This window comes from Acidisphaera rubrifaciens HS-AP3 (assembly GCF_000964365.1).
Classification (GTDB): Bacteria; Pseudomonadota; Alphaproteobacteria; order Acetobacterales; family Acetobacteraceae; genus Acidisphaera; species Acidisphaera rubrifaciens.
In genome coordinates this window covers 1-234 of record NZ_BANB01000887.1, presented here as the reverse complement: position 1 = coordinate 234, position 234 = coordinate 1, and the positions used below count along the sequence as shown (strand labels likewise).

At 71.8% G+C, this 234-nt stretch carries 1 pseudogene; it reads left to right on the top strand.

The annotated features are described in order from the left end of the window. Nucleotides 1-234: pseudogene (locus B8460_RS18775) on the top strand (dihydroorotase); the annotation flags it as partial.

Sequence of the window (234 nt, the reverse complement as noted above, 5' to 3'; positions counted from 1 at the left end):
GGCCTGCCCGGCATCCCGGCGGCGGCGGAGGCGATCCTGATGGCCCGCGACATGCGGCTGGCCGCGCTGACGGGCGGGCGGCTGCATTTCGCGCATGTCTCGACGGCCGAGGCGCTGGCGCTGATACGGCGCGCCAAGGATGCGGGGCTGGCCGTCACCTGCGACACCGCGCCGCCCTATTTCGACCTCAACGAGGGGGCGATCGGCGATTTCCGCACCTATGCGAAGCTATCG